Annotated in this window: 26 protein-coding genes; 19 read left to right on the top strand and 7 right to left on the bottom strand. The window is 72.1% G+C overall.

Annotated features, from left to right (window positions below):
• Positions 1 to 18: 18 nt before the first annotated feature.
• From R4Z63_RS01565 to R4Z63_RS01525, 9 genes are all read left to right on the top strand, one after another.
• Positions 19 to 462, top strand: a complete 444-nt coding sequence (locus R4Z63_RS01565) for a cupin domain-containing protein (protein ID WP_384450592.1) — start codon at positions 19 to 21, stop codon at positions 460 to 462.
• Entirely contained in the window at positions 459 to 1,730 is a 1,272-nt protein-coding gene (locus R4Z63_RS01560; protein ID WP_037922230.1) for a beta-ketoacyl-[acyl-carrier-protein] synthase family protein, read from the top strand. The genes R4Z63_RS01565 and R4Z63_RS01560 overlap by 4 nt, the downstream gene beginning before the upstream one ends.
• Positions 1,727 to 2,965, top strand: a complete 1,239-nt coding sequence (locus tag R4Z63_RS01555; RefSeq protein WP_037922231.1) for a beta-ketoacyl synthase N-terminal-like domain-containing protein — start codon at positions 1,727 to 1,729, stop codon at positions 2,963 to 2,965. The genes R4Z63_RS01560 and R4Z63_RS01555 overlap by 4 nt, the downstream gene beginning before the upstream one ends.
• Before the next feature lie 49 nt (positions 2,966 to 3,014).
• Positions 3,015 to 3,269: an acyl carrier protein gene (locus R4Z63_RS01550; protein ID WP_037922233.1), complete on the top strand. Its 255-nt coding sequence runs from the start codon at positions 3,015 to 3,017 to the stop codon at positions 3,267 to 3,269.
• A 1-nt stretch (position 3,270) separates the two neighbouring features.
• Positions 3,271 to 3,750: an SRPBCC family protein gene (locus R4Z63_RS01545; protein WP_037922235.1), complete on the top strand. Its 480-nt coding sequence runs from the start codon at positions 3,271 to 3,273 to the stop codon at positions 3,748 to 3,750.
• A gap of 21 nt (positions 3,751 to 3,771) precedes the next feature.
• Complete coding sequence (locus R4Z63_RS01540) at positions 3,772 to 4,113, top strand: TcmI family type II polyketide cyclase (protein ID WP_037922236.1); 342 nt, start codon at positions 3,772 to 3,774, stop codon at positions 4,111 to 4,113.
• Positions 4,114 to 4,324: 211 nt separating this feature from the next.
• The gene (locus tag R4Z63_RS01535; RefSeq protein WP_384450587.1) at positions 4,325 to 5,032 is read left to right on the top strand and encodes an NADPH-dependent FMN reductase; all 708 of its coding nucleotides are present in this window, start codon (positions 4,325 to 4,327) and stop codon (positions 5,030 to 5,032) included.
• Positions 5,033 to 5,094: 62 nt separating this feature from the next.
• On the top strand, positions 5,095 to 6,012 hold the full coding sequence (locus tag R4Z63_RS01530; RefSeq protein ID WP_037922238.1) for a MurR/RpiR family transcriptional regulator: 918 nt from the start codon (positions 5,095 to 5,097) through the stop codon (positions 6,010 to 6,012).
• Positions 6,013 to 6,337: 325 nt separating this feature from the next.
• Positions 6,338 to 6,724, top strand: coding sequence for a hypothetical protein (locus tag R4Z63_RS01525; RefSeq protein ID WP_030848295.1), 387 nt, complete (start codon positions 6,338 to 6,340; stop codon positions 6,722 to 6,724).
• Positions 6,725 to 6,746: 22 nt separating this feature from the next.
• On the opposite strand, the gene R4Z63_RS01520 is transcribed toward R4Z63_RS01525, so the two are convergent.
• Positions 6,747 to 7,121: a hypothetical protein gene (locus R4Z63_RS01520; protein WP_037922243.1), complete on the bottom strand. Its 375-nt coding sequence runs from the start codon at positions 7,119 to 7,121 to the stop codon at positions 6,747 to 6,749.
• Positions 7,122 to 7,325: 204 nt separating this feature from the next.
• On the opposite strand from R4Z63_RS01520, the gene R4Z63_RS01515 reads away from it, so the two are divergent.
• The 5 genes from R4Z63_RS01515 to R4Z63_RS01495 all read left to right on the top strand — a co-directional run bounded on the left by R4Z63_RS01515 (position 7,326) and on the right by R4Z63_RS01495 (position 15,270).
• The gene (locus R4Z63_RS01515) at positions 7,326 to 7,835 is read left to right on the top strand and encodes a hypothetical protein (RefSeq protein ID WP_384450582.1); all 510 of its coding nucleotides are present in this window, start codon (positions 7,326 to 7,328) and stop codon (positions 7,833 to 7,835) included.
• 43 nt (positions 7,836 to 7,878) lie between these two features.
• A complete protein-coding gene (locus tag R4Z63_RS01510; protein ID WP_384450579.1) occupies positions 7,879 to 8,127 on the top strand; it encodes a hypothetical protein in 249 nt (82 codons plus the stop codon).
• A 333-nt stretch (positions 8,128 to 8,460) separates the two neighbouring features.
• The gene (locus R4Z63_RS01505) at positions 8,461 to 9,621 is read left to right on the top strand and encodes a hypothetical protein (protein ID WP_157840249.1); all 1,161 of its coding nucleotides are present in this window, start codon (positions 8,461 to 8,463) and stop codon (positions 9,619 to 9,621) included.
• A gap of 371 nt (positions 9,622 to 9,992) precedes the next feature.
• Complete coding sequence (locus R4Z63_RS01500) at positions 9,993 to 13,769, top strand: bifunctional glycosyltransferase/CDP-glycerol:glycerophosphate glycerophosphotransferase (protein WP_384450652.1); 3,777 nt, start codon at positions 9,993 to 9,995, stop codon at positions 13,767 to 13,769.
• Positions 13,762 to 15,270: an Ig-like domain-containing protein gene (locus R4Z63_RS01495; protein WP_384450576.1), complete on the top strand. Its 1,509-nt coding sequence runs from the start codon at positions 13,762 to 13,764 to the stop codon at positions 15,268 to 15,270. The genes R4Z63_RS01500 and R4Z63_RS01495 overlap by 8 nt, the downstream gene beginning before the upstream one ends.
• Here R4Z63_RS01495 and R4Z63_RS01490 read toward each other — a convergent pair.
• From R4Z63_RS01490 to R4Z63_RS01480, 3 genes are all read right to left on the bottom strand, one after another.
• Positions 15,254 to 16,198 carry an endonuclease/exonuclease/phosphatase family protein gene (locus tag R4Z63_RS01490; RefSeq protein ID WP_384450573.1) on the bottom strand — a complete coding sequence of 315 codons (945 nt, stop codon included), beginning with the start codon at positions 16,196 to 16,198 and terminating at the stop codon, positions 15,254 to 15,256. The genes R4Z63_RS01495 and R4Z63_RS01490 overlap by 17 nt on opposite strands.
• Before the next feature lie 142 nt (positions 16,199 to 16,340).
• On the bottom strand, positions 16,341 to 16,676 hold the full coding sequence (locus tag R4Z63_RS01485) for a hypothetical protein (protein WP_037922254.1): 336 nt from the start codon (positions 16,674 to 16,676) through the stop codon (positions 16,341 to 16,343).
• The gene (locus R4Z63_RS01480) at positions 16,673 to 16,837 is read right to left on the bottom strand and encodes a hypothetical protein (RefSeq protein ID WP_157840250.1); all 165 of its coding nucleotides are present in this window, start codon (positions 16,835 to 16,837) and stop codon (positions 16,673 to 16,675) included. Before R4Z63_RS01480 ends, R4Z63_RS01485 begins: the two co-directional genes overlap by 4 nt.
• Before the next feature lie 134 nt (positions 16,838 to 16,971).
• On the opposite strand from R4Z63_RS01480, the gene R4Z63_RS01475 reads away from it, so the two are divergent.
• The 4 genes from R4Z63_RS01475 (at position 16,972) to R4Z63_RS01460 (ending at position 21,490) form a co-directional block, all read left to right on the top strand.
• Positions 16,972 to 17,913, top strand: coding sequence for an aldo/keto reductase (locus R4Z63_RS01475; protein ID WP_384450569.1), 942 nt, complete (start codon positions 16,972 to 16,974; stop codon positions 17,911 to 17,913).
• A gap of 135 nt (positions 17,914 to 18,048) precedes the next feature.
• Positions 18,049 to 18,222 carry a hypothetical protein gene (locus R4Z63_RS01470; RefSeq protein ID WP_157840251.1) on the top strand — a complete coding sequence of 58 codons (174 nt, stop codon included), beginning with the start codon at positions 18,049 to 18,051 and terminating at the stop codon, positions 18,220 to 18,222.
• Positions 18,223 to 18,381: 159 nt separating this feature from the next.
• On the top strand, positions 18,382 to 19,431 hold the full coding sequence (locus tag R4Z63_RS01465; RefSeq protein ID WP_384450566.1) for an AI-2E family transporter: 1,050 nt from the start codon (positions 18,382 to 18,384) through the stop codon (positions 19,429 to 19,431).
• A gap of 31 nt (positions 19,432 to 19,462) precedes the next feature.
• The gene (locus tag R4Z63_RS01460; RefSeq protein WP_384450563.1) at positions 19,463 to 21,490 is read left to right on the top strand and encodes a prolyl oligopeptidase family serine peptidase; all 2,028 of its coding nucleotides are present in this window, start codon (positions 19,463 to 19,465) and stop codon (positions 21,488 to 21,490) included.
• Positions 21,491 to 21,558: 68 nt separating this feature from the next.
• Here the strand turns inward: R4Z63_RS01460 and R4Z63_RS01455 are convergent, their stop codons facing one another.
• The gene (locus R4Z63_RS01455) at positions 21,559 to 23,409 is read right to left on the bottom strand and encodes a glycoside hydrolase family 15 protein (protein WP_384450560.1); all 1,851 of its coding nucleotides are present in this window, start codon (positions 23,407 to 23,409) and stop codon (positions 21,559 to 21,561) included.
• Between the two features lie 337 nt (positions 23,410 to 23,746).
• On the opposite strand from R4Z63_RS01455, the gene R4Z63_RS01450 reads away from it, so the two are divergent.
• The gene (locus R4Z63_RS01450; RefSeq protein ID WP_384450557.1) at positions 23,747 to 24,532 is read left to right on the top strand and encodes a class I SAM-dependent methyltransferase; all 786 of its coding nucleotides are present in this window, start codon (positions 23,747 to 23,749) and stop codon (positions 24,530 to 24,532) included.
• A gap of 33 nt (positions 24,533 to 24,565) precedes the next feature.
• Here R4Z63_RS01450 and R4Z63_RS01445 read toward each other — a convergent pair whose 3' ends face one another.
• Positions 24,566 to 25,555 (bottom strand): NAD-dependent epimerase/dehydratase family protein, encoded by a 990-nt coding sequence (locus R4Z63_RS01445; RefSeq protein ID WP_037922270.1) that lies wholly within the window; start codon positions 25,553 to 25,555, stop codon positions 24,566 to 24,568.
• A 78-nt stretch (positions 25,556 to 25,633) separates the two neighbouring features.
• The gene (locus R4Z63_RS01440) at positions 25,634 to 26,140 is read right to left on the bottom strand and encodes a GNAT family N-acetyltransferase (protein WP_384450553.1); all 507 of its coding nucleotides are present in this window, start codon (positions 26,138 to 26,140) and stop codon (positions 25,634 to 25,636) included.
• Between the last annotated feature and the right edge of the window lie 33 nt (positions 26,141 to 26,173).

Genomic DNA, 26,173 nt, shown 5'->3' with positions numbered 1-26,173 from the left:
CGCCAGGAGGCAACCACCATGACCCAACAGCGCCCACGCATCGTGGACCTGAGCGAGACGCCGCCCAACCGCCGGCGCGGTGGCGACCTGAGGGCCGTACTCACCCCCACCTCGGTGGGTTCGACCAGCGGCTTCATGGGCCTGGCCATCATGGCCCCCGGGGAGTCGATCGCCGAGCACTACCACCCGTACTCCGAGGAGTTCGTGTACGTGGTCAGCGGCCGGCTGGAGGTCGACCTCGACGGGGAACCCCACCCGCTGCGCACCGACCAGGGGCTGCTCGTCCCGCTCAACACCCGTCACCGCTTCCGCAACGTCGGGGACATCGAGGCCCGCATGGTCTTCCACCTCGGCCCGCTCGCCCCGCGCCCCGAGCTGGGGCACGTGGACACCGAGCAGGCCCCGAATCCGGAGGGAACCGCGTGGGAGCAGCCGCCGGACCGCACGGGAGCGGTCTCGTGACCCGCCGGAGGGTGGCCGTCACCGGAGTGGGCGTGGTCGCCCCCGGTGGCATCGGAGTCCGCGACTTCTGGGACCTGCTGGCCGGCGGGCGCACGGCGACACGGGGCATCAGCCTCTTCGACCCGACCGGATTCCGCTCCCGGATAGCCGCCGAGGTCGACTTCGACCCTGCCGCGCACGGCCTCGACGACGAGGAGGCGGCCCGCGCGGACCGCTACATCCAGTTCGCCCTGGTCGCCGCCCGCGAGGCGGTGCGCGACGCCGGACTCGACCTCACCTCGGACGAGGCCTGGCGGACCGGTGTCTCCCTCGGCACCGCCGTCGGCGGCACCACCCGCCTGGAACACGACTACGTCGCCGTGAGCCAATCCGGCTCCTGGTGGGACGTCGACCACAAGCTGGCCGGCCGCCATCTGCACCGCGCGTTCACGCCGGCCACCCTCGCCTCCGCCGTCGCGGAGCAGACGGGAGCACGCGGCCCCGTCCAGACCGTCTCCACCGGCTGCACCTCGGGACTCGACGCCATCGGGTACGCCGTGCACGCCATCGCCGAGGGCCGGATGGACGTGTGCATCGCCGGAGCGTCGGACTCGCCGATATCTCCGATCACCGTGGCCTGCTTCGACGCCATCAAGGCGACGTCGCCGAACAACGACGACCCGGCTCACGCCTCCCGCCCGTTCGACGCCGACCGGGACGGCTTCGTCCTCGGCGAGGGCGGCGCGGTCCTGGTGCTCGAAGACCTGGAACGGGCCCGCGCCCGCGGTGCGACCGTCTACTGCGAGATCGGCGGCTACGCCACCTTCGGCAACGCCCACCACATGACGGGCCTGACCGCCGAGGGCCTGGAGATGGCGAGGGCCATCGAGACCGCCCTCGCCCAGGCCGGGATCGCCGCCGACGAGATCGACTACGTCAACGCGCACGGCTCCGGTACCAAGCAGAACGACCGTCACGAGACCGCGGCGGTCAAGAAGGTCCTGGGAGACCACGCCTACAGGACGCCGATGACCTCCATCAAATCCATGGTGGGGCACTCCCTCGGGGCCATCGGCGCCATCGAACTCGCGGCCTGCGTCCTCGCCATGGTGCACCAGGTGGTGCCGCCGACCGCCAACTACGAGACGCCCGACCCCGAATGCGACCTGGACTACGTGCCCAAGGTCGCCCGGGAACGGAACCTGCGCAGTGTGCTCTCCGTGGGCAGCGGCTTCGGCGGCTTCCAGTCCGCCGTGGTCATGACCCGGCCGAAGGAGGAGGTCTCGTGACCAGCCGTACGGTCATCACGGGCATCGGGGTCGTCGCGCCCAACGGCGTCGGCGCCGACGCCTTCTGGAAGGCGACCCAGTCCGGCGTCAGCGTCCTGGACCGCGTCACCCGGGCGGGCTGCGAGCACCTGCCGCTGCGCGTCGCGGGCGAGGTCCGGGGCTTCGACCCGGGATCCCTGGTCGAGGACAAGTTCCTCGTGCAGACCGACCGGTTCACCCACCACGCCCTCGCCGCTGCCGACCTCGCCCTGGAGGACGCCCGGCTCGGCCGCGCCGACTACGAGGACGACCCCTTCTCCTTCGGTGTCGTCACCGCGGCCGGCTCCGGCGGCGGTGAGTTCGGCCAGCGCGAACTGCAGCACCTCTGGGAGCAGGGGCCGCGCTTCGTCGGCCCGTACCAGTCGATCGCCTGGTTCTACGCCGCGAGCACCGGCCAGATCTCCATCCGCCGCGGACTGAAGGGGCCCTGCGGGGTCGTCTGCAGCGACGAGGCGGGCGGGCTCGACGCCTTCGCGCACGCCGACCGGGCGATCCGCCGGGGCAGTCGGGCCATGCTGGTCGGAGCGACGGAGGCGCCCCTCGCGCCGTACTCCATCGTCTGCCAGCTGGGGTACGAGGGGCTGAGCACGCGGGACGACCCGGAGCGCGCCTACCGGCCGTTCACCGACCAGGCCTGCGGCTACGTCCCCGCCGAGGGCGGCGCCATGTTCGTCGTCGAGGACGAGGACGAGGCCCGACGCCGCGGCGCCACCGTACGCGCCGTACTCGCCGGCCACGCCGCGACCTTCAGCGGCACCCTGCGCCGGGACGAGGCGGGCGAGGGGCTGGCGCACGCCGTCCGCGGCGCCCTCCGGGAAGCCGGCTGCGGCCCCGAGGACATCGACGTGGTCTTCGCCGATGCCCTGGGGACCCCGGAGGCCGACGCGGCCGAAGCGGCCGCGATCCTCCACGCGCTCGGCGACCACGGGCGGAAGGTGCCGGTCACGGCACCCAAGTCCGGTATCGGCAGGGCGTACTGTGCGGCTCCCTCCCTCGACACCGCCGCCGCGGTCCTGGCACTGGAGCACGGAGTCGTCCCACCGACCCCGAACGTCTACGACGTGTGCCACGACCTGGACCTGGTGACGGGCCGTGCCCGCACGGCCGAGCTGCGGACCGCGCTCGTGCTCAGCCGCGGCCGAATGGGATCCAACTCCGCGCTCGTCGTCCGCAAGGCATCCCCGGCGGGCCCCTAGTCCGCCAGTGCGCCGCAACCGAGTGTCCCCCACAGGAAGAGAGCACGCGATGTCCGACCGACTGACAGTGGAGGAGCTGGCGGCCCTGATGAAGACCGCCGGCATCACCGTCGATCCCACCGAGATGGCAAGCCGTCCGGACTCCTCGTTCGACGAGTACGGCCTCGATTCGCTGGGCCTGCTCGGCATCGTCGGTGAGCTGGAGAACCGGCGCGGACGGGCCCTGCCCACCGACGCCGACCGCTGCAAGACCCCCGGGGAATTCCTCGACCTCGTCAACCACAGCCTGATGACTGGAGCCTGACATGCCAGGACACACCGAGAACGAGATCACCGTCAACGCGCCCGTGGAGCTCGTGTGGGAGATGACCAACGATCTCCCCGGCTGGCCGCAGCTGTTCAGCGAGTACGCCTCGCTGGAGATCCTGGAGCAGAAGGGGGACACGACCACCTTCCGCCTGACCATGCACCCCGACGAGAACGGCACGGTGTGGAGCTGGGTCTCCGAGCGGACCGTCGACCGCAAGGGCCTCACGGTCCGCGCACGGCGGGTGGAGACGGGCCCCTTCGCCCACATGGACATCCACTGGCAGTACTTCGAGGTGCCCGGCGGCACCCGGATGAAGTGGACCCAGGACTTCGCGATGAAGCCCGACGCGCCCGTGGACGACGCCTGGATGACCGACAACATCAACCGCAACTCACCGATCCAGATGGCGCTCATCCGGGACAAGATCGAGCAGCGCGTACGCGACGGCCACGCCCCGGCCGCCAGCCGTCTCTGAAACGAAAGGCGAGCACGTCGGATGAACGACACGCACCGCGCTCTCATCGTCGCCCGTATGGCGCCGGGATCGGGCCCCGACATCGCCGGGCTCTTCGCGGACTCGGACGCGGGTGAACTGCCGCACCTGGTAGGGGTCACACGCCGGAGCCTCTTCCAGTTCGGCGACGTGTACATGCACTTCATCGAGGCGGACCGGCCGCCCGGACCGGCCATCGCCAAGGTCACGGACCACCCGGAGTTCCGGATGCTGAGCGAGCGCCTCACGGCCTACGTCAGCCCGCACGACCCGGAGACCTGGCGCAGCCCGAAGGACGCGATGGCCCACGAGTTCTACCGCTGGGAGAACCCCCGCGCGAAGTGACCCGGCGGCCCGGACGGGACCCGCACACCGGCGTGTGCGGGTCCCGCCGCGCGTGGGCCGCGCCGTCCGCCGGTGTGGCGGGGAGGTGCGAAGCGGGAGGGGAGGGGAGCGGGGGAGGGAGCGGCGGCCGGTCCGGCAGCCGAGCAGTCCATAAGCCGAGCAGCCGAGCAGCCGAGCTGGGAAGCAGAGAAGCAGAGAAGCAGGAGGCGGCATGAACCCGACAGACACCGACCATTTCCCGGTGGACCCCGGACGTCCGCACGACGGCGAGCACCCGCGTTCCTCGCTGCGCGTGCTGGTCCTGTCCGGGTCCTCCCGGACCGGCTCGGTCAACGTCCGGCTCGCCGCCCTCGTCGCGGCGATGGTGCGCGAGGCCGGGGCCGTGGCGGAACCCGCGACCCTGCGCGACTTCCCGATGCCGCTCTACGACGGTGACGCCGAGGCCGGCGAGGGGCTGCCGGAGGGCGCCCTGGCCCTGTGCCGGCGGATCGAGGCCGCGCAGGCACTGATCATCGCCTCTCCCGAGTACAACGCCTCCGTGCCGGGCGTCCTGAAGAACGCCGTCGACTGGGTCTCCCGATACCGTCCGCAGCCCTTCAAGGACCAGCAGACCCTGCTGGTCTCGGCGTCGCCCTCGATGGTGGGAGGCAACCGCGGGCTGTGGGCCCTGCGCATCCCCCTCGAACACCTCGGCGCCCGCGTCTACCCCGACATGTTCAGCCTGGCGGGCGCCCACCACGCCTTCACCGGGGACGGCACCCTCGACGACCCGGACCTCGGCGAGCGGCTCGGCGCCACGATCGGCTCCTTCCTCGACCTCGCCGAGGCGGACACCCGCTATCTGTGCCTCCAACGGCGCTGGTACGAGTTCCTCGGCGACCGCACCGACGCTCCGGTCACCTCGCGCGCCCAGGACTGATCATCACCGGTCCGGGGGGTGAGCTATGTTTGGCGCGAGTGACGTGAGAAGGAGGCCCTCCGGTGTCATCGGGGCAGCAGGCACGCGCACAAGCGGCTGCGATCACGCCGAGCGGCCAGTCGTCCGTGGAGGTCCGCCCTCCGGCCGACCGGCTCCTCGCGCTCTTCGACGGCCGCCGCCTGTCCCCGGGCCAGCGGCGCATCGCGCAGTACCTGATCGACCACCTCACCGAGGCGGCGTTCCTGTCGATCACCGAGCTCGCCGAACGGGTGGGCGTCAGCCAGCCCTCCGTCACCCGGTTCGCGTCCTCCCTCGGCTTCAGCGGCTACCCGGCTCTGCGCGACGTGCTCCAGCCGATCGCACTGAGCGCGGTGGCCGGCGCCCCGGACACCCGTGAGCAGATCCGCCGCAATGAGCTGCAGGCGGCCGTCGACGCGGAGATCGAGAACCTGGAGAACGTGCGCCGGCTGCTCGCGGACACCAACCAGGTGCTCGACATCGGCCGTGAGCTGGCCGCCTCGGTCCCCCTGACGATCCTCGGCCTGCGCATCTCGGTCTCCCTCGCGGAGTACTTCGCGTACGCCGCCCGGCGCATCCACCCCGACGTACGCCTCGTCACGCGCGGCGGCAGCGTGGCCTTCGACGCGCTGCTGCAGTCCAGGGCGGCCGGCGGGACCTGGGTCCTGGCGTTCGCCATGCCGCGGCACGCCAGGGAGACCCTCTCCGCCGTCCGGGCGGCCCGCAGTACGGGGCTGCGCGTGGTCCTGATCACGGATCCCACCCTCGGGCCCTTGGTGGACGAGGCCGACGTGGCCCTGACGGCGGCGACCGGTTCCCGCCTGGTGTTCGACTCCTATGCGGCGCCGGGGATGCTCTCGGCGGCCCTGCTGCAGGCGATGGCGGACGCGGATCCCGAGCGGACACAGGCCCGTCTGGAGGACTACGAGCAGGTGGCCGACCAGCACGGCTTCTTCCTGTAGGCGTTCTTCGGCCCCCACGCCGACTTCACCAGGCGATATTCACCCTTTGATGTGCATGAAATTTTTCATGCGCTTGCTTACTCGACGGTATATATGTTTACTGACGACGGCGCTCCTGATCCACCAGATGCCAAGGAGGACGACCCCACGTCCTCTCGAACGCACCGCGGTACGGCGAACCTCCTCCTCACGTCGTGACCGCGGGTCGAGTCCAGGCTTTCGGATCCCGCTGAGCGCCCATGGCGGCCTCGGTCAACCCCTGGGCCGAGGCCGCCCCTCAGACACGTCTCGATCAGAGCTTCGAAACCACTCGGAAGTGACGAGAATGCCCCAGACGGCCACGTTTACGCTCAGCCCGGACTGGCCCCTGCAGGTCAAGGCACCCGGTACGCACGACTGGGAGCGCACGGCCACGCGCTGGCTGCGGGACCTCCTCCCGGCCCGCTACGGCGGCTACCTGACGCTGACCCGTCACCACGCTCTCCTCGCCCGGCACGTCCAGCTCCAGCTGCAGCACGAGATGCGCGCGGTGCGGGCGGCCCTGCAGACGAGCCGCGCGGAGCTGCCCACGATGGGCATCGCCGAATCGGTCATCGAGAACTCGATCAGGATGTACGCCCTGGAGCTGGAGCAGCTCGGCCGGCTCGCCCGCGGTGCCCGGCTGGTCTCCGACGCGCTCCTGGTGGGCACCCCCGCCCAGCGCCGCCGCTGACCGGCGCCCCGCCCGGCGGCTCTCAGGCGGGCTGCCACGACCGCAGCCGGGCGGCGACGTCGAAGACGCTGACGCGCAGCATGCGGATGTCGGTGATGAGCTCGCGCCACTGCTCGTAGGAGGCCTCCACCGCCTCTCCGGAGGCCTCGATGTAGGCGACGGCGACGCCGTAGGCGAAGTACTCGTTCGAGGCGGGCAGTGGTCGCAGCAGTACCAGCGCGTCGAGCAGGGCGGCCGCGCGCCAGTAGGCGTCGGGGTCGTCCACCGCCAGGCTGGGCGTGTTGACCCGGTGCCGGGCAACGGCGGCGACCAGGGCGGAATGGTCGGCCACCGCCACGTCCTTGAACAGCGCCTCCTGCCGCTCCAGCAGCCAGCGGTGATCGATGTGCAGTTCCACGCATCCGAGTATCCCCGCCCCGGGCCCGGCCGTGGGGCTTTTCGCACCGGGCGGCGGACGCGCGTGGGGCCGCGGCGGTGGACGCGGGCCGGGCCACGCGCACGTCCGGGGCGGAGGGCCGCGAGATCCGTCCGCGCAGAAGTGTTCCGCCGCGGGACTTCGCCTCCTACGGTCTGTGCACACAGTTCCGGACCAGGAGGCAGCGTGAAGCGCGAGATCGACATCGACATCGACCAGCTGGTGGCGGCGATGCAGGCGGTCGACGAGGCGGGGCGCCTCTTCGAGGAGGCGCTCGCGGTGTACGAGTCGCGGGGCCTGAAGCGCACCAGCGACGACTTCAAGGTGGCGGGCGGCTCCGTCCAGACGCTCCAGGGCGCCGAGGAGATGGCGCTGGGCACCCGGAAGTTCCTCGCCGAACTCGCGCTGATCCTCGGCTACGCGACGGCCGGCGTCGAGGACCGGGTGCCGGCCCGGCCCGCGGGCGCCCGGGCCGGCTTCACCGGCATCAGCGGCGGCGGCGCCCGGATGGCGAGACCGCTGCTGGACCCGACGCTGCGCGGACTGCGCCTGCTGCTCGGCGTCGGCTTCTTCGAGCCCGCCTTCAAGGCGGAGATCGAAGCGGTCCTCCTGGCCGAGAAGGCGACCTACCCGGACCCGGCCGCCTTCCGCGTCCGCCCGTCGGACGCCGCCGCCTCCGTCGCCAGAAGGCGCTGACCGCCGGGATGCCGGACCGGGCCGTCCCGGCGAGGCTGGGGGTATGCATCATGCGCCCGTCGTCGTGCACCGGATCCTCCCGTCGGGCGGCCGGCAGGTCACCCTGCGGACCGCCGGACGGGAGGAGCCCCTCGGCCTGGCCCGCTCGGACGAGGACGTCATCGAGTTCCTGCGGCGGGCGGGCATGCCGGACCCCGACGACGTCGTCCTCGGCGGCACCGGGCCGGTGGAGTGGGAGTCGGACACTCCGCACGTCTACGAGGCCGACCCGCCGACGGCGGACCTCCCCTGAACCCGTCCCCCCGGACGGCCGCACTGGAGGGGCCCACCGGTCCGTGCACCGCCCCCGCCCGGCCCGCAGGCAGAGCCGGACCCCCAGCGCCGCCTGAGGGGCGGTCAGGAGTCGTCCGCCCGCAGGCACCGCGCGGATCGCGGCGCCTGCGGGTACGGGGTGGGGAGGGGCGGCCGTCGGCGCGAACGGCGCCGTCACCCGGGGGCCTCCGCCGCGAGGAAGCGGATATTCCGGCCCTGGCGCCGACGGGTTCGCGTACTGACGTACATTGTCCAACGGCCCGCTGGGCCGGACGGACAAAACAGGGCGAGTGTGGGCAGGAGTGGCCAGGGCATGGCGCGACGCGGACGTGACGGGGTGGACCGCGGAGTCGGCTCCGTCGAGCCCGCGGTCCCGGGCCCCGAGATAGCCGCGGCGGCCGGCGAGGGGCACCTCGCGCCGGGATGGCTGCGCCTGGGGCGGGACGGCCGGCTGACCGCCTACGCGAGCTGTGCCGGGGGCCTGGTCCGCTGGACCGAGTCGGCGCCCGGCTCGGACGTCTGGCGTGGACCCGAACTGTTCCCCGTGGAGGGGTGGGCCGGCCGGTTCACCCTCAGCCAGGACGCGGGCGGTTTCGTCTGGTTCGCCGGCACCCGCCATCGGGACGGGGCGCCGGACGGTCGTGAGCTGGTCGTCGCCGCCCAGTACCAGACAGGCCGTCCTCTCGGAGAATGGCGAGCGCTGGGCAACCCCTTCCCGAAGGCGGAGGAGGGGGAGGGGCCGCGAGCCCCGCAGGGCGACCCGGTCGTGCTGTCCGACGGCGCCGGCGCACTCCACGTGCTCGCCACCCGGTTCGGGACCGGCGTCCGGGGCAGGACCCGCCGCCCGGACGGCATATGGGGCAATTGGCAGGACTATCAGGGCAAATGGGTGCGCGGTCCGCTGGCGCCGCTCGTGACGGCCCAGGGGCGTGCCGAGTTCCTCGCGCCCTTCCGAGGGGGCGCCTCGTACTGGGGCCAGGGTGGGCCGGGTGCCGCCTTCACCTGGCTCGGCCGCATGGAGGCCGACGCGGTCGAGGGGACGTTCAGCTCCCACGAGACGAGCCCCGGCTGCGGTACCTACTTCTGGCGCCACCCCGCGGACGGGGGAGTCGTCGCCTACCGCCCCCGGACGCCCGCCGGGGCCCCGAGCGCGCTCATGCCGCTGGGTGGTGCCGGGGGCGTCGGCCCCGTCGGCGTCACCCGCGCCCGGATCAACGGCTACGACTGCACGATCCTGCTCCAGCGGGGAGCCGAGGGGTGTCCCGAAATCGCTGCATATCCTACGGAGGGTGAACACTACGGCGCGTGGTGGGCGCCGGTGGGGGAGCGGTGCGCGGGGCTGCCCGCCCTCGCCCGCGACGCGCGGGGCGCCGTCACGATCGCGATGATCGACACGGACGGCGGGCTGCGGATCGCCCGACAGGACCTGACGGACGCGGGCCTCTCCTTCGGGCCCTGGTGTCACGTGGGGTGACCTACCTCACCGTACGCACGGGTGTGATGGCGCCGGAGTGACCCTCCCCGTGCAGGCCGCCGCAACTCGTGGGTAGTTGACGCGTCCAGTACTGCTTCGGCATCGCCGTCCGTTCGCGTGCGTGAAGGTTTGGACGCCTTGAGAGCTTGTGAATAGTTGCTCGTCGTCGAACGGTTGGCCTACGCTGCGCACACCCTGTGAAGGTCGTATAAGTGTGCGGTCACCGCGAGTGCGGTCACAGGCTGTAGGGGGAATCGAGCGTGCGGGGAGCGGTGGTGACCAGATCCCGGGGCGGGTCTGGGGGCGCGCCGCAGCACCTCCCTGCGCGCCGCGAGAAGTGTGTCTATCGAGGAGTTTGCTGAGTGGCAGGTATGCCCCGCCTGAGCGTCGTCGTGCCCTTCCAGGACGTCGAGATCTACCTCCAGGAGTGCCTGGAATCGATAGCCAGGCAGACGTTCCGCGACCTTGAGGTGATCATGGTCGACGACGGCTCGACCGACTCCTCGACCGCGATCGCCGCCGACTTCGCCCGCCGCGACCCGCGCTTCCGGCTCCTGCGGCAGGAGTCGATGGGCCCCGGCCACGCCCGCAACGTCGGCATCCGTGCCGCACACCCGCAGGCGGAGTTCCTCGCGTTCGTCGACGGTGACGACGTCATACCCGAATACGCCTACGAGTTGCTCGTGCAGACCCTGGAGGCCTCGGGCTCCGACTTCGTCTCCGGCAACGTGCAGATGATGAACTCCACCAAGAGGTGGCAGTCCCCGCTGCACAAGGCGCCGATGCGGGCCAACAAGCGCGGCACGCACATCACCAGGCTGCCCGACCTCATCTACGACCGCACCGTCTGGAACAAGCTGTTCCGGCGGTCCTTCTGGGACTACCACTACATCGCCTTCCCCGAAGGCGTCATGTACGAGGACTCCTGGGTGAACATGTTCGCCCACTTCCGGGCCGCCAAGGTCGACATCCTCACCGACATCGTCTACTTCTGGCGCCGGCGCGAGGGCGGGGCCGCGCCCTCCATCACCCAGCGGCACACCGAGTTCAGCAACCTTCAGGACCGCGTCGCCGCGGTGCAGTCGGTCAGCCGCTTCCTCGCCGGGCACCGGGCGCGGTCCTACTCCGACCACAAGCGCAAGTACGACCTCGCCTGCCTGAAGTCCGACCTGATGCTGCACCTGAAGGTGCTCCCGGACGCCGACGAGGAGTACCGCGACGCCTTCATGCGGTGGGCGAACGACTTCCTCGACGAGGCCGACGACGACATCATCCAGGAGCTGCCCGCCGACGCCCGCGTCAAGTGGCTGCTCGTGCGCGAGGGCCGGCTCAAAGAACTGCTCGACGTGGTCGAGTTCGAGCGCAAGGGCGGGCCCATGCCCGTCCAGCGCCGCCTCCACCGCTACCTCAACTACCCCTACCTCGGGGACCGGTCGGTGGGCATCGACAAGAGCGCCTATCGGCTGGACAAGGAGCTCTCGCTGCACGGCTCGCTGAGCAGCGCAGAGTGGGACGACTCCGACCACCTGGTCCTGGAAGGGGCCGCCTACGTCCGCTTCATCAACGTGCACAAGCGGCACATGTCGATGAAGGCGATCGCGCTGCGCAACAAGAAGCAGGGCCGCGTGGTCGTGGCCAAGGCGAAGACCACCTACTACCCGCAGGCCACCGAGTACTCGAACCAGAGCCGCTACTGCTACGACTGGTCCGGATTCCAGGTCCGCTTCGACACCGGCCGTCTCAAGCGCAAGGGCGAGTGGGTCGAGGGCACCTGGGACGTGGCGGCCGGCGTCCTGAGCCGCGGCCTGTTCCGCTACAAGGGGATCGTCCGGGGCGGAGCCGGCAGCGCGGCCAACCCGCCCTACCGGTACGTGGAGAAGAACACCCGCGTGGTGCCCCTCTTCCTCCAGGGCAAGCTCAAACTCCGGGTCGAGCGGGTCCGCTGCCGCATCACCCAGCACCGGATGGCCGGCGACCACCTCGAACTGCGCGGTGTCTACCTGGGCCCCGTGCTTCCCGAGTGGGGCAAGTTCCGGGTGACCAGCATGGGAGGCGCCGGCCGCCACGACGCGTGGGTCCATTTCACGCAGGGCGGCGAGGGCTGGTACACCTTCGTCACCCGCATCCCGGCCAAGGCGCTCGTTCCCGGCCACCGCACGAACTCCTCCGACGGGGTTCCGGAGACCTGGAGCACCGGGGCCAACGGCTGGAAGACCACCCTCCACGTCGAGGGACGCAAGGCCCCCATCTACCCCGTCATGGCCGAGGAGGCCGAGGACGGCCACTACCGCGTGCCGGCCGGGCTGCAGACCGAGGGCGGGGACCGCGAGGTCTTCGTCCACCGCAACGGCTCCGGCTACGTGGTGTTGTTCGAGCGGGACACCCTGCCCCTGGCCAAGTCCGCGACCTGGCTCCAGGACGGCTCCCTCGAGGTCGTCGCCGGCTACGCCGCGCAGGACCGGCTCGACGCGTCCGAGTACGCCACGGCGCACGTCGTCGTACGCTCCCGCGCCCACGGCGCGGAGCGCGTCGTCCCCCTCACCTGGCACGGCAGCGACTTCAGCTTCGTCGTCACCCCCGCCGCGATGCGCACGCTGGCCGGCGACATCCCGCTCGCCGCGGGCCGTTGGGACTTCTTCCTGCGCCGCCAGGACCCCTCCGCCGTCCGGCCCGAGGACCGCTCCGACGACCTCGTGGTCAAGATGACCCAGGAGCTGATCCCCACCCTGCCCCGGGACATGAGCAGCAACGACCGCAGGTACGAACTCCAGTCGGAGGCCTACGACCGGCTCTCGCTCCTGGTCCATTCGGCGATGCCGGACGAGGCCCGCGGACCCTACCGGCAGAAGCTGATGCGCACCAAGACGTACCCGGACGCCCGGCGCAAGCCGGTGACCGCGGCCGTGCTCTTCGACGCCTTCAAGGGCACCCAGTACTCCGACAGCCCGCGCGCCCTGCACGAGGAGATGGTCCGCCGGGGCACCGACCTCGAACACCTGTGGGTGGTGCGCGACGACCAGGTTGCCGTCCCGCCCACCGCCCGTCCCGTGCGCATGTGGTCCCCGGACTGGTACGAGGCCATGGGCCGGGCGAAGTACATCGTCGCCAACAACCACCTGCCCGACTGGTTCGAGAAGCGCGAGGGCCAGGTCGTCGTACAGACCTGGCACGGCACTCCGCTCAAGCGGATCGGTCACGACATCGAGGCCGTGCACTTCGCGGACAAGCGGTACCTGGAGCGCGTGGAGAAGGAGGTGCAGAACTGGGACATGCTGGTGTCCCCGAACAGCTTCAGCACCCCGATCCTCCAGCGCGCCTTCCAGTTCCCGGGGGAGATGGTCGAGAGCGGCTACCCGCGCAACGACATCCTGCGCCGGGCCGACTCCGGACGGGCGGCGCAGGTCCGCCGCCGCATCGGCCTGCCCCCGGGCAAGAAGGTCGTCATGTACGCGCCGACCTGGCGCGACGACCAGTTCTACGCACCCGGCAAGTACAAGCTCGACTTCCGCATCGACCTCGACGACGCCAGGGCGCGGCTCGGCCACGACCACGTCCTGCTCGTCCGGCGCCACCCGAACGTGGTGGACCCGGTACCCGGTGCCGGCGACGGCTTCGTCTTCGACGTGTCCGACTACCCGGACATGGCGGACCTGTCGCTCATCGCCGACGTGATGATCACGGACTACTCGTCCCTGATGTTCGACTTCGTCAACACCGGGCGGCCGATCCTGTTCTTCACCTACGACCTGGACCACTACCGGGACACCCTGCGCGGCTTCTACTTCGACTTCGAGCAGTCCGCACCGGGCCCGCTGGTGTTCACCTCTCCCGAACTGATCGGCGCGATCCGCAACGTCGACCGCATCCAGCACGGCTACGCCGCCCGCTACCGCTGGTTCCAGCAGGAGTTCTGCGACCTCGACGACGGCTACGCCTCGGCCCGGCTGACCGACCGCGTCCTCATCGCGGGCGGGGACCTCGACCCGGCGCGGGCGCAGGCGCCGGCGGTCGGCAGGGCATCGGGCGGTGCGTCGGGCCACACGGTTTCTGCGGACCACCCCGCAGGCCAGCCAGGTCCCTGGAACGCTGGCACCCTCGGCCAGGTGCCGCGCCAGCCGGTGAGAAGAACGGATTCCGAGCATGTCTAAGGCAACCCAGAGCACACGCCGCGTCCTCAGCGGCGTGGACTCCGCCGGAGCGGTGCCCATCGAGTACAAGTTCTCGCACGCGCGCAACGGCAACCGCCATCTGGTCGTCGTCTTCGCGAACCGCTACGCGCCCGGCGAATGGGGGTGGGCGACCGGAAAGCTGGACCTCCTCCGGTCCAACATCCTGTGGATCCGCGACCTGTTCGACGGAGCGAACACCTACTACCTGTGCAAGCGGATGGACTTCTCCCTGGAGCAGTCCGTCGCCGGCGTCATCTCCCGCGTCATGAACGCTCTGGAGCTTTCGCCGGACCAGGTGACCATGTTCGGCAGCTCCAAGGGCGGCAGCGCCGCCCTCTTCTTCGGACTGAAGTACGGCTTCGGGAACATCGTCGCCAGCGTGCCCCAGTTCCAGATCGGCACCCGCGTGGCGGAGGGCAACCCCGACGCGGTGCGGGTGATGATGGGCGAAGCGACGGAGCAGAACATACGCGTCCTCGACTCGGTCCTCCCCGACCTCGTCCGCAGCGGTGCGAACCCGTCGGCCAACATCTACCTGATCACCTCGCCCCAGGACGAGCAGTACGCACGCCAGGTCGAGCCGTTCATCGGGCACTTCCAGGGCCGCGAGAACTTCAACTTCATCTACAACGACTCCTCCCTCATCACGGACCACGGGAAAGTCACCCTGCGCAACCTCCCCACCCTCATGGGACTGCTCAACCTCCTCGTCGAGGGCATGGCCCCCCGCCTGGGCATGGTCCGCAACGGCTACGAGCAGCCGGAGCGCGACAAGTCGGCCATCGAGGCCTTCCTCACGCAGACCTCCCTGGTGCAGTCCGGCGACTCCTTCCCCCGGCCGGTGGTCCGGACCCCGACGCCGGAGGAACGGGTCCCCGCCAACCAGGTCCGCTTCGTGGGAACGGCCGTGGGCGCGGCTCGGGTCAGCTTCTGGGAGGACGGCAAGCACAAGGGCTCCGCGCCCGTCGCCGCCGACGGTACCTGGGTCTGGGAACGCACCACCCCCTGGGCCAAGGGCCGGCACGTCATCAGGCTCTTCGCCGCGGACGTGAACAACTACCAGACCGAGCGCACGGAAGTCGCGTTCACCGCTGTGGAGCACGCCTTCGAGCCGCTGCCCGAGTACGCGGCGGCCCCGCCGCCGCCACCGCGCCCGGTCGAGCGCCTCGTGCTGACGGTGACCGCCCCGGCCGCCCACCAGCAGGTGCCCGCCACCGCCGTGGGATTCGCCGGCTATGCCCCCGGTGCCGTGCGCGTGGACTTCCACGAGGGCGGAGTGGGTCTGGGGACCTGCGAGGTGCGCTCCGACGGGAGCTGGGTGTGGGAGCCCGGCTGGGCCTGGAACGCGGGCGACCACTTCGTCGAGGCCATCGCCGTGGATGCCGTCGGCAACGCCTCCCCGTGGACGGCGGTCCCCTTCACCGCGACGACTGCCTACGGGACCCCGGCCCAGGGCGGTTACTTCAACGCGAGGCACTGACCTGCGGGGTGGCTGACGCCTCGGCCGTCCGGCGTACCCGGATCACCAGGGGCCGGTGGTCCGAGGCATCGGTGTCCACCACGTCGCAGCCGGTGCGGGGCAGCGCGGTGAACAGGTAGTCGAGCTTCGAATCGTCGGTGTGGGTGGGGCGGCCCTTCCGGGAGCCGCCCTTCTGATCGCACTCGCGGAACGTCGTGTACGCCTCCGACGGCCAGATCCAGGCGGACCTGTTCCCGTCGCCCACCGGAGGCGGAGAGTTGAAGTCCCCGCCGAACACCGTGCGGTCGTCCGTCGACGCGGCGGCGACCAGCGAGCTCAGCTGGTCGTCTCGCAGGTCCCAGTCCGGGTGCTCGGCGTCGCTCTTGCGCAGCGAGAGGTGGGCGTTGCACACCCGCAGGCCCTGGGCCGGGACGCGCGCGCACAGGATCCCCCGGTGCAGCCCCACCGTCGGCTGCTCGGTCGGGATCACCTCCACGTCCTGGAGCCGGGAGGCGGCCAGCAGCCCGAAGCCGGCCTGCCCCCGTCCCTGCCCGGTGCACTGGACGGCCGCGCGGGTACCCGCCGAGTCCACGTTGGCGTAGGGCTCGAAGGCGGTGTTCCATTCCGGCCCCAGTCGCGCCGCGGAGGACGACAGGTCCTCCGAGCACACCTCCTGGAGCAGCAGCACGCGCACGTCGGAGTCGCCGATCAGGTCGCGCAGCTGCTGGAACTTGTCCGTCGGGCTGCCCGTCCGCTCACAGCTCCACTGCTGCACCCCGCACATGTTCCAGGTCGCCACGGAGACCTCGTCCGGCTCCGCCGGGCCCAGGCCGGTGCCGGCGACGGGGGCGGACGTACACGCCGCCGCCGTCGACAGGGCGAGCGCCGTCGCCGCGCGGCCGAACCGGCGGCGGAGCGACCGCGGTCCGGTCTGCTTGTGCTTCTGCATTCCGACATCATTGGGTATCCCCCGGTCAGCCGCCGAACCGGCCCCCTCCGAGCCGTTCCGGAACGCGGCCCGAGCCGGTCACCGTCAGGTCTCCTCCGGCGGTGCGGGTGCGGTGCGGGGCGGCGCTGCGCCGCACCGCGCGTCAGCCCAGCGTCCAGGGCACGCGGCAGATGTGCGGAGCCGATCCCTGCGGGCACAGGGCGGTCGGCACGGCCTTGCGGACGGCCCGCCACGTCCGCAGGGAACACCGCAGGCGGACCTCCATGTCCACCGGCTGCCGTGTTCCGCTGCTCCGGCCGGGGTGCTCGATGCGCCACTGTTCCACCAGGAAGTCCAGCGAGTCGTCGTCCGCGTGCGCCACGCTCACGTCGAGGATCCGGGCCCGCCGGGAACCCGCGGCGTCCTCGACGAGCCCCTCGACCCAGGCCAGCCCCTGCTCGTCCGCGTACAGGCCCAGCCTCAGCAGCCGTCTCCTCATCCCACCGCTCCTTCGGGACGGCCGCCTCCGGCGCGGGCGCGGGCGGCGCCCGTCGCCCGGTCGGGCGCGTCGAGTCCGTGGAGCCTGAAGCGGAGGGTCGCCACCGGCGGGCCGGTGCGGCGGGATGGTCCTCCGACGGAGCGGAGCACGTCGCTGTCCATGCCCCCAGCTTGGGGCCTGCCCTCACAGGAGCCACAACCGCCCCCTCCACCCGGACTGGCCCGCGGCCCCTCGCCCACGGCATGATCGGCACGACACGGCCCGGGGTGGCGTGGTGACGAACGAGGGTGTGGGCATGAGCGACGAAGACCGGGTGCTGTACGGGTGCATGGGCCTGGGCGGGAGCTGGGATCCACAGCCGTACGGGTCCGGGGACATCGATGCCGCCGAGGCGGCCGTCGAGGCTGCCCTCGACAGCGGGATCACCGCCTTCGACCACGCCGATATCTACCGGCACGGCAAGTCCGAGGCCGTGTTCGGCGAGGTCCTCAAGAGGACGCCGGGTCTGCGCGACCGGATCACCCTCCAAACGAAGTGCGGGATCCGGCTCGGCGACGAGCACCGCCCGGGCATGTACGACCTGCGCGGGGAGTCCATCACGCGACGCGTGGAGGAGAGTCTCACCCGGCTGCGGACCGACGTGATCGACGTCCTGCTCCTGCACCGGCCCGACCCCCTCGCCGATGTGGACGCCATCGCCTCCGCACTGGCATCCCTGCACCGGCAGGGCCTCGTGCGGCGCTTCGGGGTGTCCAACATGGGCGCGGCGCAGATCGCCCACCTCCAGGCCCGGCTGGACCAGCCGCTCGTGGTCAACCAGCTGGAGATGAGCCTGCACAGCCGGGACTGGGTGGAGGCCGGGGTCCTGCTCAACACCCCCGCGTCCACAGCAGGCGGTTTCCCCTTCGGGACCCTGGAGCACTGCCGCGACCACGGCATCCGCCTGCAGGCCTGGGGCGCGCTGGCCCAGGGCCGCTTCACCGGCCGCCAGCAGACGCCCGCCGAGACGGCCACAGCAGAGCTGCTGGCCGAACTGGCCCGCCGCAAGGGCACGACGCCCGAGACGGTCCTGCTGTGGTGGCTGATCCGGCACCCGTCGCGGATCGCACCGGTCATCGGCAGTGCGCGCCCCGACCGGATCCGTGCCTGCCGCGACGCGGCCCTGAGCGAACCCGACCTCACGCACGAGGAGTGGTACGCGCTCTGGGTCACGGCCCGCGGCGTTCCTCTGCCCTGACCTGACGGCGCCGCCGTTCCGTCGCGGCCATGTCATGCAGTAATCATCCGTACTTGTGGGTACTGCGGCCGAACGGCGCCGGATTTGATAGTTCTGGACAGGTCCGGTGTGAGAAACCTGCGGGAAGGACTGGGCATGTTCGATCTGCTGCGCCCGGAGACCGTCGTGTGCCCCTTCTGCAAGGCCACCGCCGCCGACGGCGCGGCGCGCACGCTGCGGACGGGCTCGGGCTCCCTCTCGGTGACCTGGCACGCCCTGAACTGCCCGCACTACGCGGCCGACCGGATCCTCGCCGAGAAGGAGGGCTGAGGGTCCGCACCCGACCCCGGGGGCCACACCGCCAGGCCTGCCTCCGCACCGCTCGGCCCGGCCACCCGCCCCGGCCACCCGCCCCGGCCATCCGCCCCGGACGGGCGAATCCGGGCCGCGGCGCGTGGCATCGCCGGCCCCGCGTGGCACCCATGGACCATGCCGCCGGTGTCCCCGTTCCTGCGTACGGCCGCGGCGTACGCCTGGCGCCTGCTGGTCGTCGGTGCCGCCGTCTACGCGGTCTTCGCCCTGCTCGGCCGCTTCCACGAGATCGCCGTCGCGGTCTTCCTCGGCCTCGTCGTCACCGCACTGCTGTGGGTGCCCACGCGGCGCCTGACCCGCGCCCTGCCCCGGGCGATCGCCGTCGCCCTGACCCTCATGGGCAGCGCGCTGCTCCTGCTGGGCGTACTGACCCTGGTCGGCGAGGCGGTGGCGGGGGAGAGCACGACCCTGGCCCGGGAGTTCCGGGAGGGACTGGCCAGCATCGAGGAGTGGCTGCAGAGACCGCCCTTCCGGCTGAACCCCGAGGCGCTCTCCGACGTCCAGTCCCGGATCGGCGAGTACCTCTCCAGTCACCGCTCCACGGTGCTCAGCCAGGCGGTCAGCGGGGCCGGGCGGCTCGTGCACGTCCTGACCGTCCTCGCGCTCGCGGTCTTCTGCTCGTTCTTCTTCCTCCACGGCGGCGACCGGCAGTGGGCGTGGTTCTGCGCACAGCTGCCCGAGACGGCCCGGGAGCGTGTGGCGATCGCCGGGCGCGCCGGCTGGCGCACCTTCACCGGGTACACCCGCGGGATCGTGGTCGTCGCGGCGACGAACGCGGTCCTCGTCGGGCTCGCCCTGTACTTCCTCGGCGTCCCGCTGGCCGTCCCGCTGGCCCTGCTGGAGTTCTTCGCGGCCTTCGTCCCCCTCGTCGGGTCACCAGTCGCGCTGGCGGTCGCCGCGGTGGTCGCCCTGGCCTCGAAGGGGCCGCTCGTCGCGGGGATCGTCGTCGCGCTGATCGTGGTCATCGGCCAGATCGAGGGACACCTGCTCCATCCGCTGGTGATGAGCCGCGCGGTCCGCCTGCACCCGCTGGTCGTGGCGATCTCGGTGGTCGCGGGCGCGATCGCCGCAGGCGTGGTCGGCGCCGTGGTCGCGGTCCCGCTGGTCTCCGTCGTCTGGTCGGTCCACTCTGCCCTGCGCGAGGCCCGGGGCACGGCCGACGAGTGACCACGCCCGCGGCTTCCTGCACAATCGCCTGATGAGCGATGACGACCCCTACCTGTGGTTGGAAGACGTATCCGGCGAGGAAGCCCTCGCCTGGGTCCGGGAGCGCAACGCCGAGACCGTGGGCGCGCTGACCGGCGCCCCCGGCTTCAAGGTGCTCGAGCAGGAGATGCGCGAGGTGCTGGACGACGACGGCCGGATCCCGTACGTCGTCCGCCGAGGCCCTCACCTCTACAACTTCTGGCAGGACGCCGACCACGAACGCGGACTGTGGCGGCGCACCACACTGGAGGAGTACCGCACCGACTGCCCGGCCTGGGAGGTCCTCCTGGACCTGGACGCGCTGGCCGAGGCCGAGGGGGAGAAGTGGGCCTGGGCCGGCAGCAGGGTCCTCGCCCCCGAGCACCGGCACGCCCTGGTCCTGCTCTCCCGGGACGGCGCCGACGCCTGCGTCGTGCGCGAGTTCGACCTGGAGGCCCTGGAGTTCGTCACGGACGGGTTCACGGTTGCCGAGGCCAAGACCCGGATCGGGTGGATCGACCACGACCGGGTCTGGATCGGTACGGACTTCGGTGCCGGTTCGATGTCCGCCTCCGGCTACCCGCTCCAGGTGCGCCGGTGGCACCGCGGCACCCCCTTGGAGGACGCCGAGCTCGTCTACCAGGGCCGCCCCGGCGACCTCTCGGCCTCCGGCTGGCACGACGACACCCCGGGCTTCGGGCGGGACTTCGTGCACCGGCAGATCGACTTCTGGAACCAGGAGCTGTTCCTCCTGCCCGAGGATCCCTGCGCCGCGCCCGTGAAAATCGACGTCCCGGACGACGCGAGCGCCTCCGTCCACCGGGAATGGCTGACCGTCACCACCAGGACGCCCTGGCTCGGCCACCCCGCGGGCAGCCTGCTGGCCTTCGACCTCCAGGCCTTCCTGGCCGGTGCGCGGCAGGCCGAGGTGCTGTTCACCCCGGACGAGCGCACCGCGCTCGCCGGATACAGCTGGACCCGCAACCACCTCGTCCTCGCCACCCGGGTCGACGTCTCCTCCGGCCTGGAGCTGCTCACCCCCGGGCCCGGCGGCTGGAGCCGCGCACCACTGCCGGGTCTGCCGCCGCTGTCCACCGCCTCGGTCACCTGCACCGACCCGGACGTCGGCGACGAGTACTTCCACCTCGTCACCGGCTTCCTCCAGCCCTCCACCCTCTACCGGGGCACAGCGGGCGAACAGGACGCCAGCGAGCCCGTCAAGCAGAGCCCCGCGCTGTTCGACACCGCAGGGCTCAGCGTGCGCCAGTTCTTCGCGACCTCCGCGGACGGCACCCGGGTGCCGTACTTCGTCGTCGGCCCCGAGGAGCGGTCCGGCCCCGGCCCCACCCTGCTCTACGGGTACGGCGGCTTCGAGATCTCCATGGTCCCGTCGTACAGCGCGGTCACCGGCCGCGCCTGGCTCGCGCGCGGAGGTACCTACGCCGTCGCCGGCATCCGGGGCGGGCACGAGTACGGGCCGGCCTGGCACCGGGCGGCGCTCGGCGCCCACCGGGTCCGGGCCTACGAGGACTTCGCCGCCGTCGCCCGGGACCTCGTCGCCCGGGACGTCACGACCCCGGCCCAGCTCGGCATCGAGGGCGGCAGCAACGGCGGCCTCCTCATGGGCGCGATGCTCACCCGCGAACCGGAGCTGTTCGGCGCGGTCGTCGCGCACGTGCCACTGCTCGACATGCTCCGCTTCCACAAGCTGCTCGCCGGCGCCAGCTGGATCGCCGAGTACGGCGACCCCGACGACCCGGCGGACCGGCTTCACCTGGAGGGCATCTCCCCCTACCACCGGATCCGGACGGACGGTCCCGCCTACCCGCCGCTGCTCCTGCTCACCTCGACCCGCGACGACCGTGTCCACCCGGGGCACGCCCGCAAGATGGCCGCCCGGCTGCGCGAGGCCGGCCATCCGGTGCTCTTCCACGAACACATCGGCGGCGGCCACGCGGGCGCCACCGACCACCGGCAGTCGGCCTTCAACGAGGCCCTCGTCCACACCTTCCTGTGGGAGCGGCTGGCCCCGCCGAAGTGAACGCCCAGCCGGGCACGCGCACACCGCGTGCCCGGCGCGACCGCGGCGCCCGGTCCGCCCCGGCGGCGTCAGCCCCCGGGGCCGCTCTCCTCCACGTGGTCGAGCTGCTCGTCCAGGGCGAGGGCCGCCGCGATCAGCGACAGGTGGGTGAAGGCCTGCGGGAAGTTGCCCAGCTGCTCGCCGGAGGGTCCCATCTCCTCGGCGAACAGGCCGACGTGGTTGGCGTAGGTGAGCATCTTGTCGAAGGCGTACCGGGCCTCATGCGGTTTGCCGGCCCGGGCCAGCGCCTCCACGTAGACGAAGCTGCAGAGGTTGAAGGTGCCCTCCGATCCTCGCAGCCCGTCCGGGGAAGCCTCCGGGTTGTAGCGGTAGACCAGGCTGTCGCTGACCAGTTCGCGGTCCATGGCGGCGAGCGTGCTGAGCCAGAGCGGGTCGGTGGGGGAGAGGAAACCGACCCGAGGCATGAGCAGGAGGGAGGCGTCCAGCACGTCGGTGTCGTAGTGCTGGACGAACGCCTGCTTGTCCGCGTTCCAGCCGCGCTCGACGATCTGCGCGAAGACGGTGTCGCGCACCCGCCTCCACCGGTCGACGTCGGCGGGGCGGGCGAAGGTGGAGGCGAGGCGGATCCCCCGGTCGAAGGCGACCCACGTCATGAGACGGCTGAAGGTGAAGTTCTGGCGGCCGCCCCGGGTCTCCCAGATGCCCTCGTCGGGACGGTCCCAGTTCTCGGCGAGCCAGTCGAGGACGCCGGCGTACGCCGTCCAGCCCTGGATGCCACCCATGTCGCGGGTCTGGGCCAGGGCGTCGGAGGCCTCGCCGTAGATGTCGAGCTGGATCTGGTCGGCGGCCGCGTTGCCCGCGCGCACCGGCTTGGAGCCCTCGTAGCCGTCGAGGTGGTCCAATACCTCCTCGGTGAGGCGGGCCTCGCCGTCGACGCGGTACATGATCTGCAGGGGTTCGCCCGACGCGGTGCCGCCGGCGGCGAGCCGGTCGAGCAGCCAGCGGCGGAAGGCGGAGGCCTCCTCGACGAACCCGAGGTCGATCAGGGCCCTGACGGAGAGGGAGGCGTCACGGACCCAGGTGAACCGGTAGTCCCAGTTGCGCTCGCCGCCGACCTGTTCGGGCAGCCCCATGGTGAGCGCGGCGATCGGCGCGCCGGTGGGCGCGTAGGTGAGCATCTTCAGGGTGATCGCCGAACGGTGCACGATGTCGCGCCAGCGGCCGCGGTAGGTGCAGGAGCGCAGCCAGGTGTGCCAGAAGCCGCGGCAGGCCTGCAGTTCGGCGCTGATCCCCTCGGCCGACAGCGGAGGTGGCATGGGGCCGTCGTCAGCGTCGCTGGTCAGCACCACGGCCGCCGCCTGCCCGGCCTCCAGGGTGAAGCGGGAGACGAGGTCCTCGCCGTCGCGCCGCAGCACGATGGGGCCGGCGGCGGTGGCGACCTGGAGGTGCAGCTTGGTGCCCGGACCCCGGAAGACCACCGACGTCCGGTCGAGCTCCTCGAACGTGTGGGGGGCGCGGCCGTAGTCGAACCGCGGGCGGCATTCGAGGTCGAAGTCCAGACGGCCCCGCACCACCCGCACCACCCGGACCAGACGGTGGCGCTCGGTGCGCGCGGTGGTGTTCAACGGCACCATGAAGTCGGCGACCTCGCCGACCCCGCAGGGCCCCATGTACCGAGTCACCAGCACGGCCGTGTCCGCCTGGTAGAGCTGACGCACCACGGCTCCCGGCTCGTGGGCGAGATCGGCCGCGAGCCGGCAGTAGCCCCCGCGCTCGCTGTCGAGCAGGGACCCGAAGAGGCTGGGGGAGTCGAACCGGGGGGTGCACCACCAGTCGACCGTTCCCCGCGAGGACACCAGCGCGGCGGTCTGGAGGTCGCCGATCATTCCGTGATCGGCGATGGGCGGGTAAGCGTTCACACGTGCCTCCCTCGCTCGGACCGGGATCCGGCACATGCCGACCGGCGCCTTCCCGGCCCGTGTCCCGGTGCCGCGACAGCCTGGGACCGCCCCGTCCGCGGCGTCCGGGCTGCCGCCGTGCTCCGTCACCCCCAGCGTGCACCGCGGCCGTGACCGCCGCACTTCCGGCGCGGGCCGGGAAACACCGGGCGGACGCCGCCGGAACGCAGGATGGCGGGAGAACGGCCCCCAGGGGTTCCGCGCGGACATCCGATCGGGGGATTCGCGGCCCACGGCGGCGGCGGAAGCCGCTCGGATGCACCACGATCGGCGGGTGCACTTCCGAAGGGAGGACCCCATGAGCACCCCGTTCGCGTCCGCCGCCCCCTACTACGCCCGCTACCGGTCCCCGTACCCGAGGGAGATCCACACGCTGCTCGCGGACCGCTTCGCGCTCGACGGATCCCAGACCGTGCTGGACCTCGGCGCCGGCCCCGGCACGCTCGGCCTGCCCCTGGCCTCCCTGGCCGACCACGTGTACGCCGTCGATCCGGAGCCGGCGATGCTCGCCGAGGGGACCCGGCTCGCCGAGGAGCGAGGCCTGACGAACATCTCGTGGCTGCGCGGCGACGCCGCCCGCGTCACCCGGCTGTGCCTGCCCCGGATCGACCTGTGCGTCATCGGCAAGGCGTTCCACCGGATGGACCGCGGCCGGCTGCTGGCCGACCTGGACGACGTGCTCGCGCCCCGGGGCGGGCTCGGCGTCGTCGTCTCGCTGCGCCGGCCCGGTGATCGGGGACCGGCCTGGCTGGCCGCCGTCGAAGGGGTACGCGAGCGCTTCCTGGGCCCCGGCAGCCCCGGGCAGTCCGACCTCGACGACTGGGAAGACCTCGGCGACCTTCTCGCGAAGTCGCCGTTCTCCCGGGTCGAGACCCACCAGTGCGACCTGCTCGTCCGCCGCACGGTGGACGAGGTGATCGGCCTCCAGCTGTCCTTTCCCTCCTCCAGCCCGGCCGTGCTGGGCGACCGGATGGCCGCCTTCGAGGCGGAGCTGCGCCGGGCCCTGCTCGACCACGACCCCCGCGGCACGTACGCCCGGACCCTCCGCATCGGGGCCGCCGTGGCCACCAGGCCGCGGCGCTGAGCCCGCTCCGGCCCCCGGGGCGACCGATCCGGCTCAGCCGTCGAGCGCGGCGAGGAGTTCGCCTTCGCGGACGGCACTCAGCCCGGCTCGCCGGGTGCGGTCCAAGCCCTCGGAACGCTCCCACTCCAGGATGTCCGCGAGCATCTCCGCACGCGGCCGGTGCCGCAGCCCGGCCGCGTGCGCCGCGGCTCCGCTGCGGGCGCTGAAGCCCGCCCACTGCGGGTCCGGCAGCCACATGGCCAGCGACTCCGGCCCCATGAACGGAGCCACCCCCTGGTCCAGGAGCCACTGGGGGTCCGCCTCCACGACCTCCCCGGCGTGCCCGCCCACACGGCGCGACAGGGCGACCCACTCGTCGAACGGTACGACGGGCCCCACGGCGTCGAAGGTCCCGACCGTGCCCTTCTGCGCGAGGTCGAGCATCCAGCCCGCGAGATCGCGCACGTCCACCACCTGCGTCGGCAGCCCGGGGGAGCGCGGTACGAGCATCGGCCGATCCACCGCGCGGGCGGCTCGGGCCACCCAGTAGCCCGAGCGCCCCGTGTGGTCGCCGGGGCCGCCGATCAGGCCGGCCCGGGCGACCACCAGGCGGTCACCGACCGCCGCGCGCACCGCCGCCTCACAGGCGACCTTGGCCTCGCCGTACTCCTCCCGTCCCACGTACTGCTGCTCGGTGGGTGCCAGCAGCGCGGCCGACTCGTCGGCGCCGACCGTGCCGTGGTCGGCGTAGGCGCTGGCGGACGAGACGTACGTCCAGTGCCGGGTCCGCTCCGCCAGTGCCACGAGCGCGTCGCGAACGAACGCCGGCTGCCACGACACCTCCAGCACGGCGTCCCAGTCGCGGTCCAGGAGCCCGGCGTAGGCGTCCGGGGCCTTCCGATCAGCCGTCACCAGCCGCGCCCCGGGCGCGACGTCACCGCTCTCGCCGCGCGCCAGACACGTCACACCGTGTCCGCGCTCCACCGCCTGCCGCGTGATCTCACGGCCCAGCCACGCGGTCCCGCCCAATATCAGGAGATCCATCGGCCCACCCCAGCACACTGCCGACCCGACCGCGACCCCGGTTCGCGGTCGGCGAAGAGCGGGGCGCGGGCCCAGGGGTCACAGGTCGCGGCGCATGCAGACACGCGGCCACCGGTCCAGGCCGTGTGCCGCCTCACGCGCCCGGATCTCCCGCAGGCCGGGAGTCAGCGTGGCCTCGCCGAGGGGACGGAAGCCGCAGCGGACGTAGTACGGCGCGTTCCAGGGGACTTCGGCGAAGGTGGTGAGCGTCAGCGCCGGCACACCCCCGCCCACCGCGACCGCCGCGAGGCGCTCCAGCAGGGAGCGGCCGATGCCCCGGCGGGAGTGGTCCGGGTGCACGGACACCTGCTCGACGTGGAGGTTGCCGTCCACATGATCGGCGATCAGGTAGGCGACCGGGACGTCCGCCCCGTCCACCGCGACCCAGGCGAGGCCCGCCTCCCGGAAGGCGGCGAGCACGGCGAGCGGCGGCGGCTCGTCGTCCGCGATCTCGGGCATGCCGATGTCCCGGAAGCAGAGCCCCGCGGCCCTCTCGATGTCCTGGAGGGCGGTCAGTTCGTCCTGACGTACAGCGCGCACAGACATGGGGCCATTGTCCGTACGGAGCCGCGCGGGGGC

The organism is Streptomyces sp. PL-29, assembly GCF_058344425.1.
Note: the sequence above shows the minus strand (reverse complement) of the source record. Positions and strands in the feature narration are given on the sequence as shown.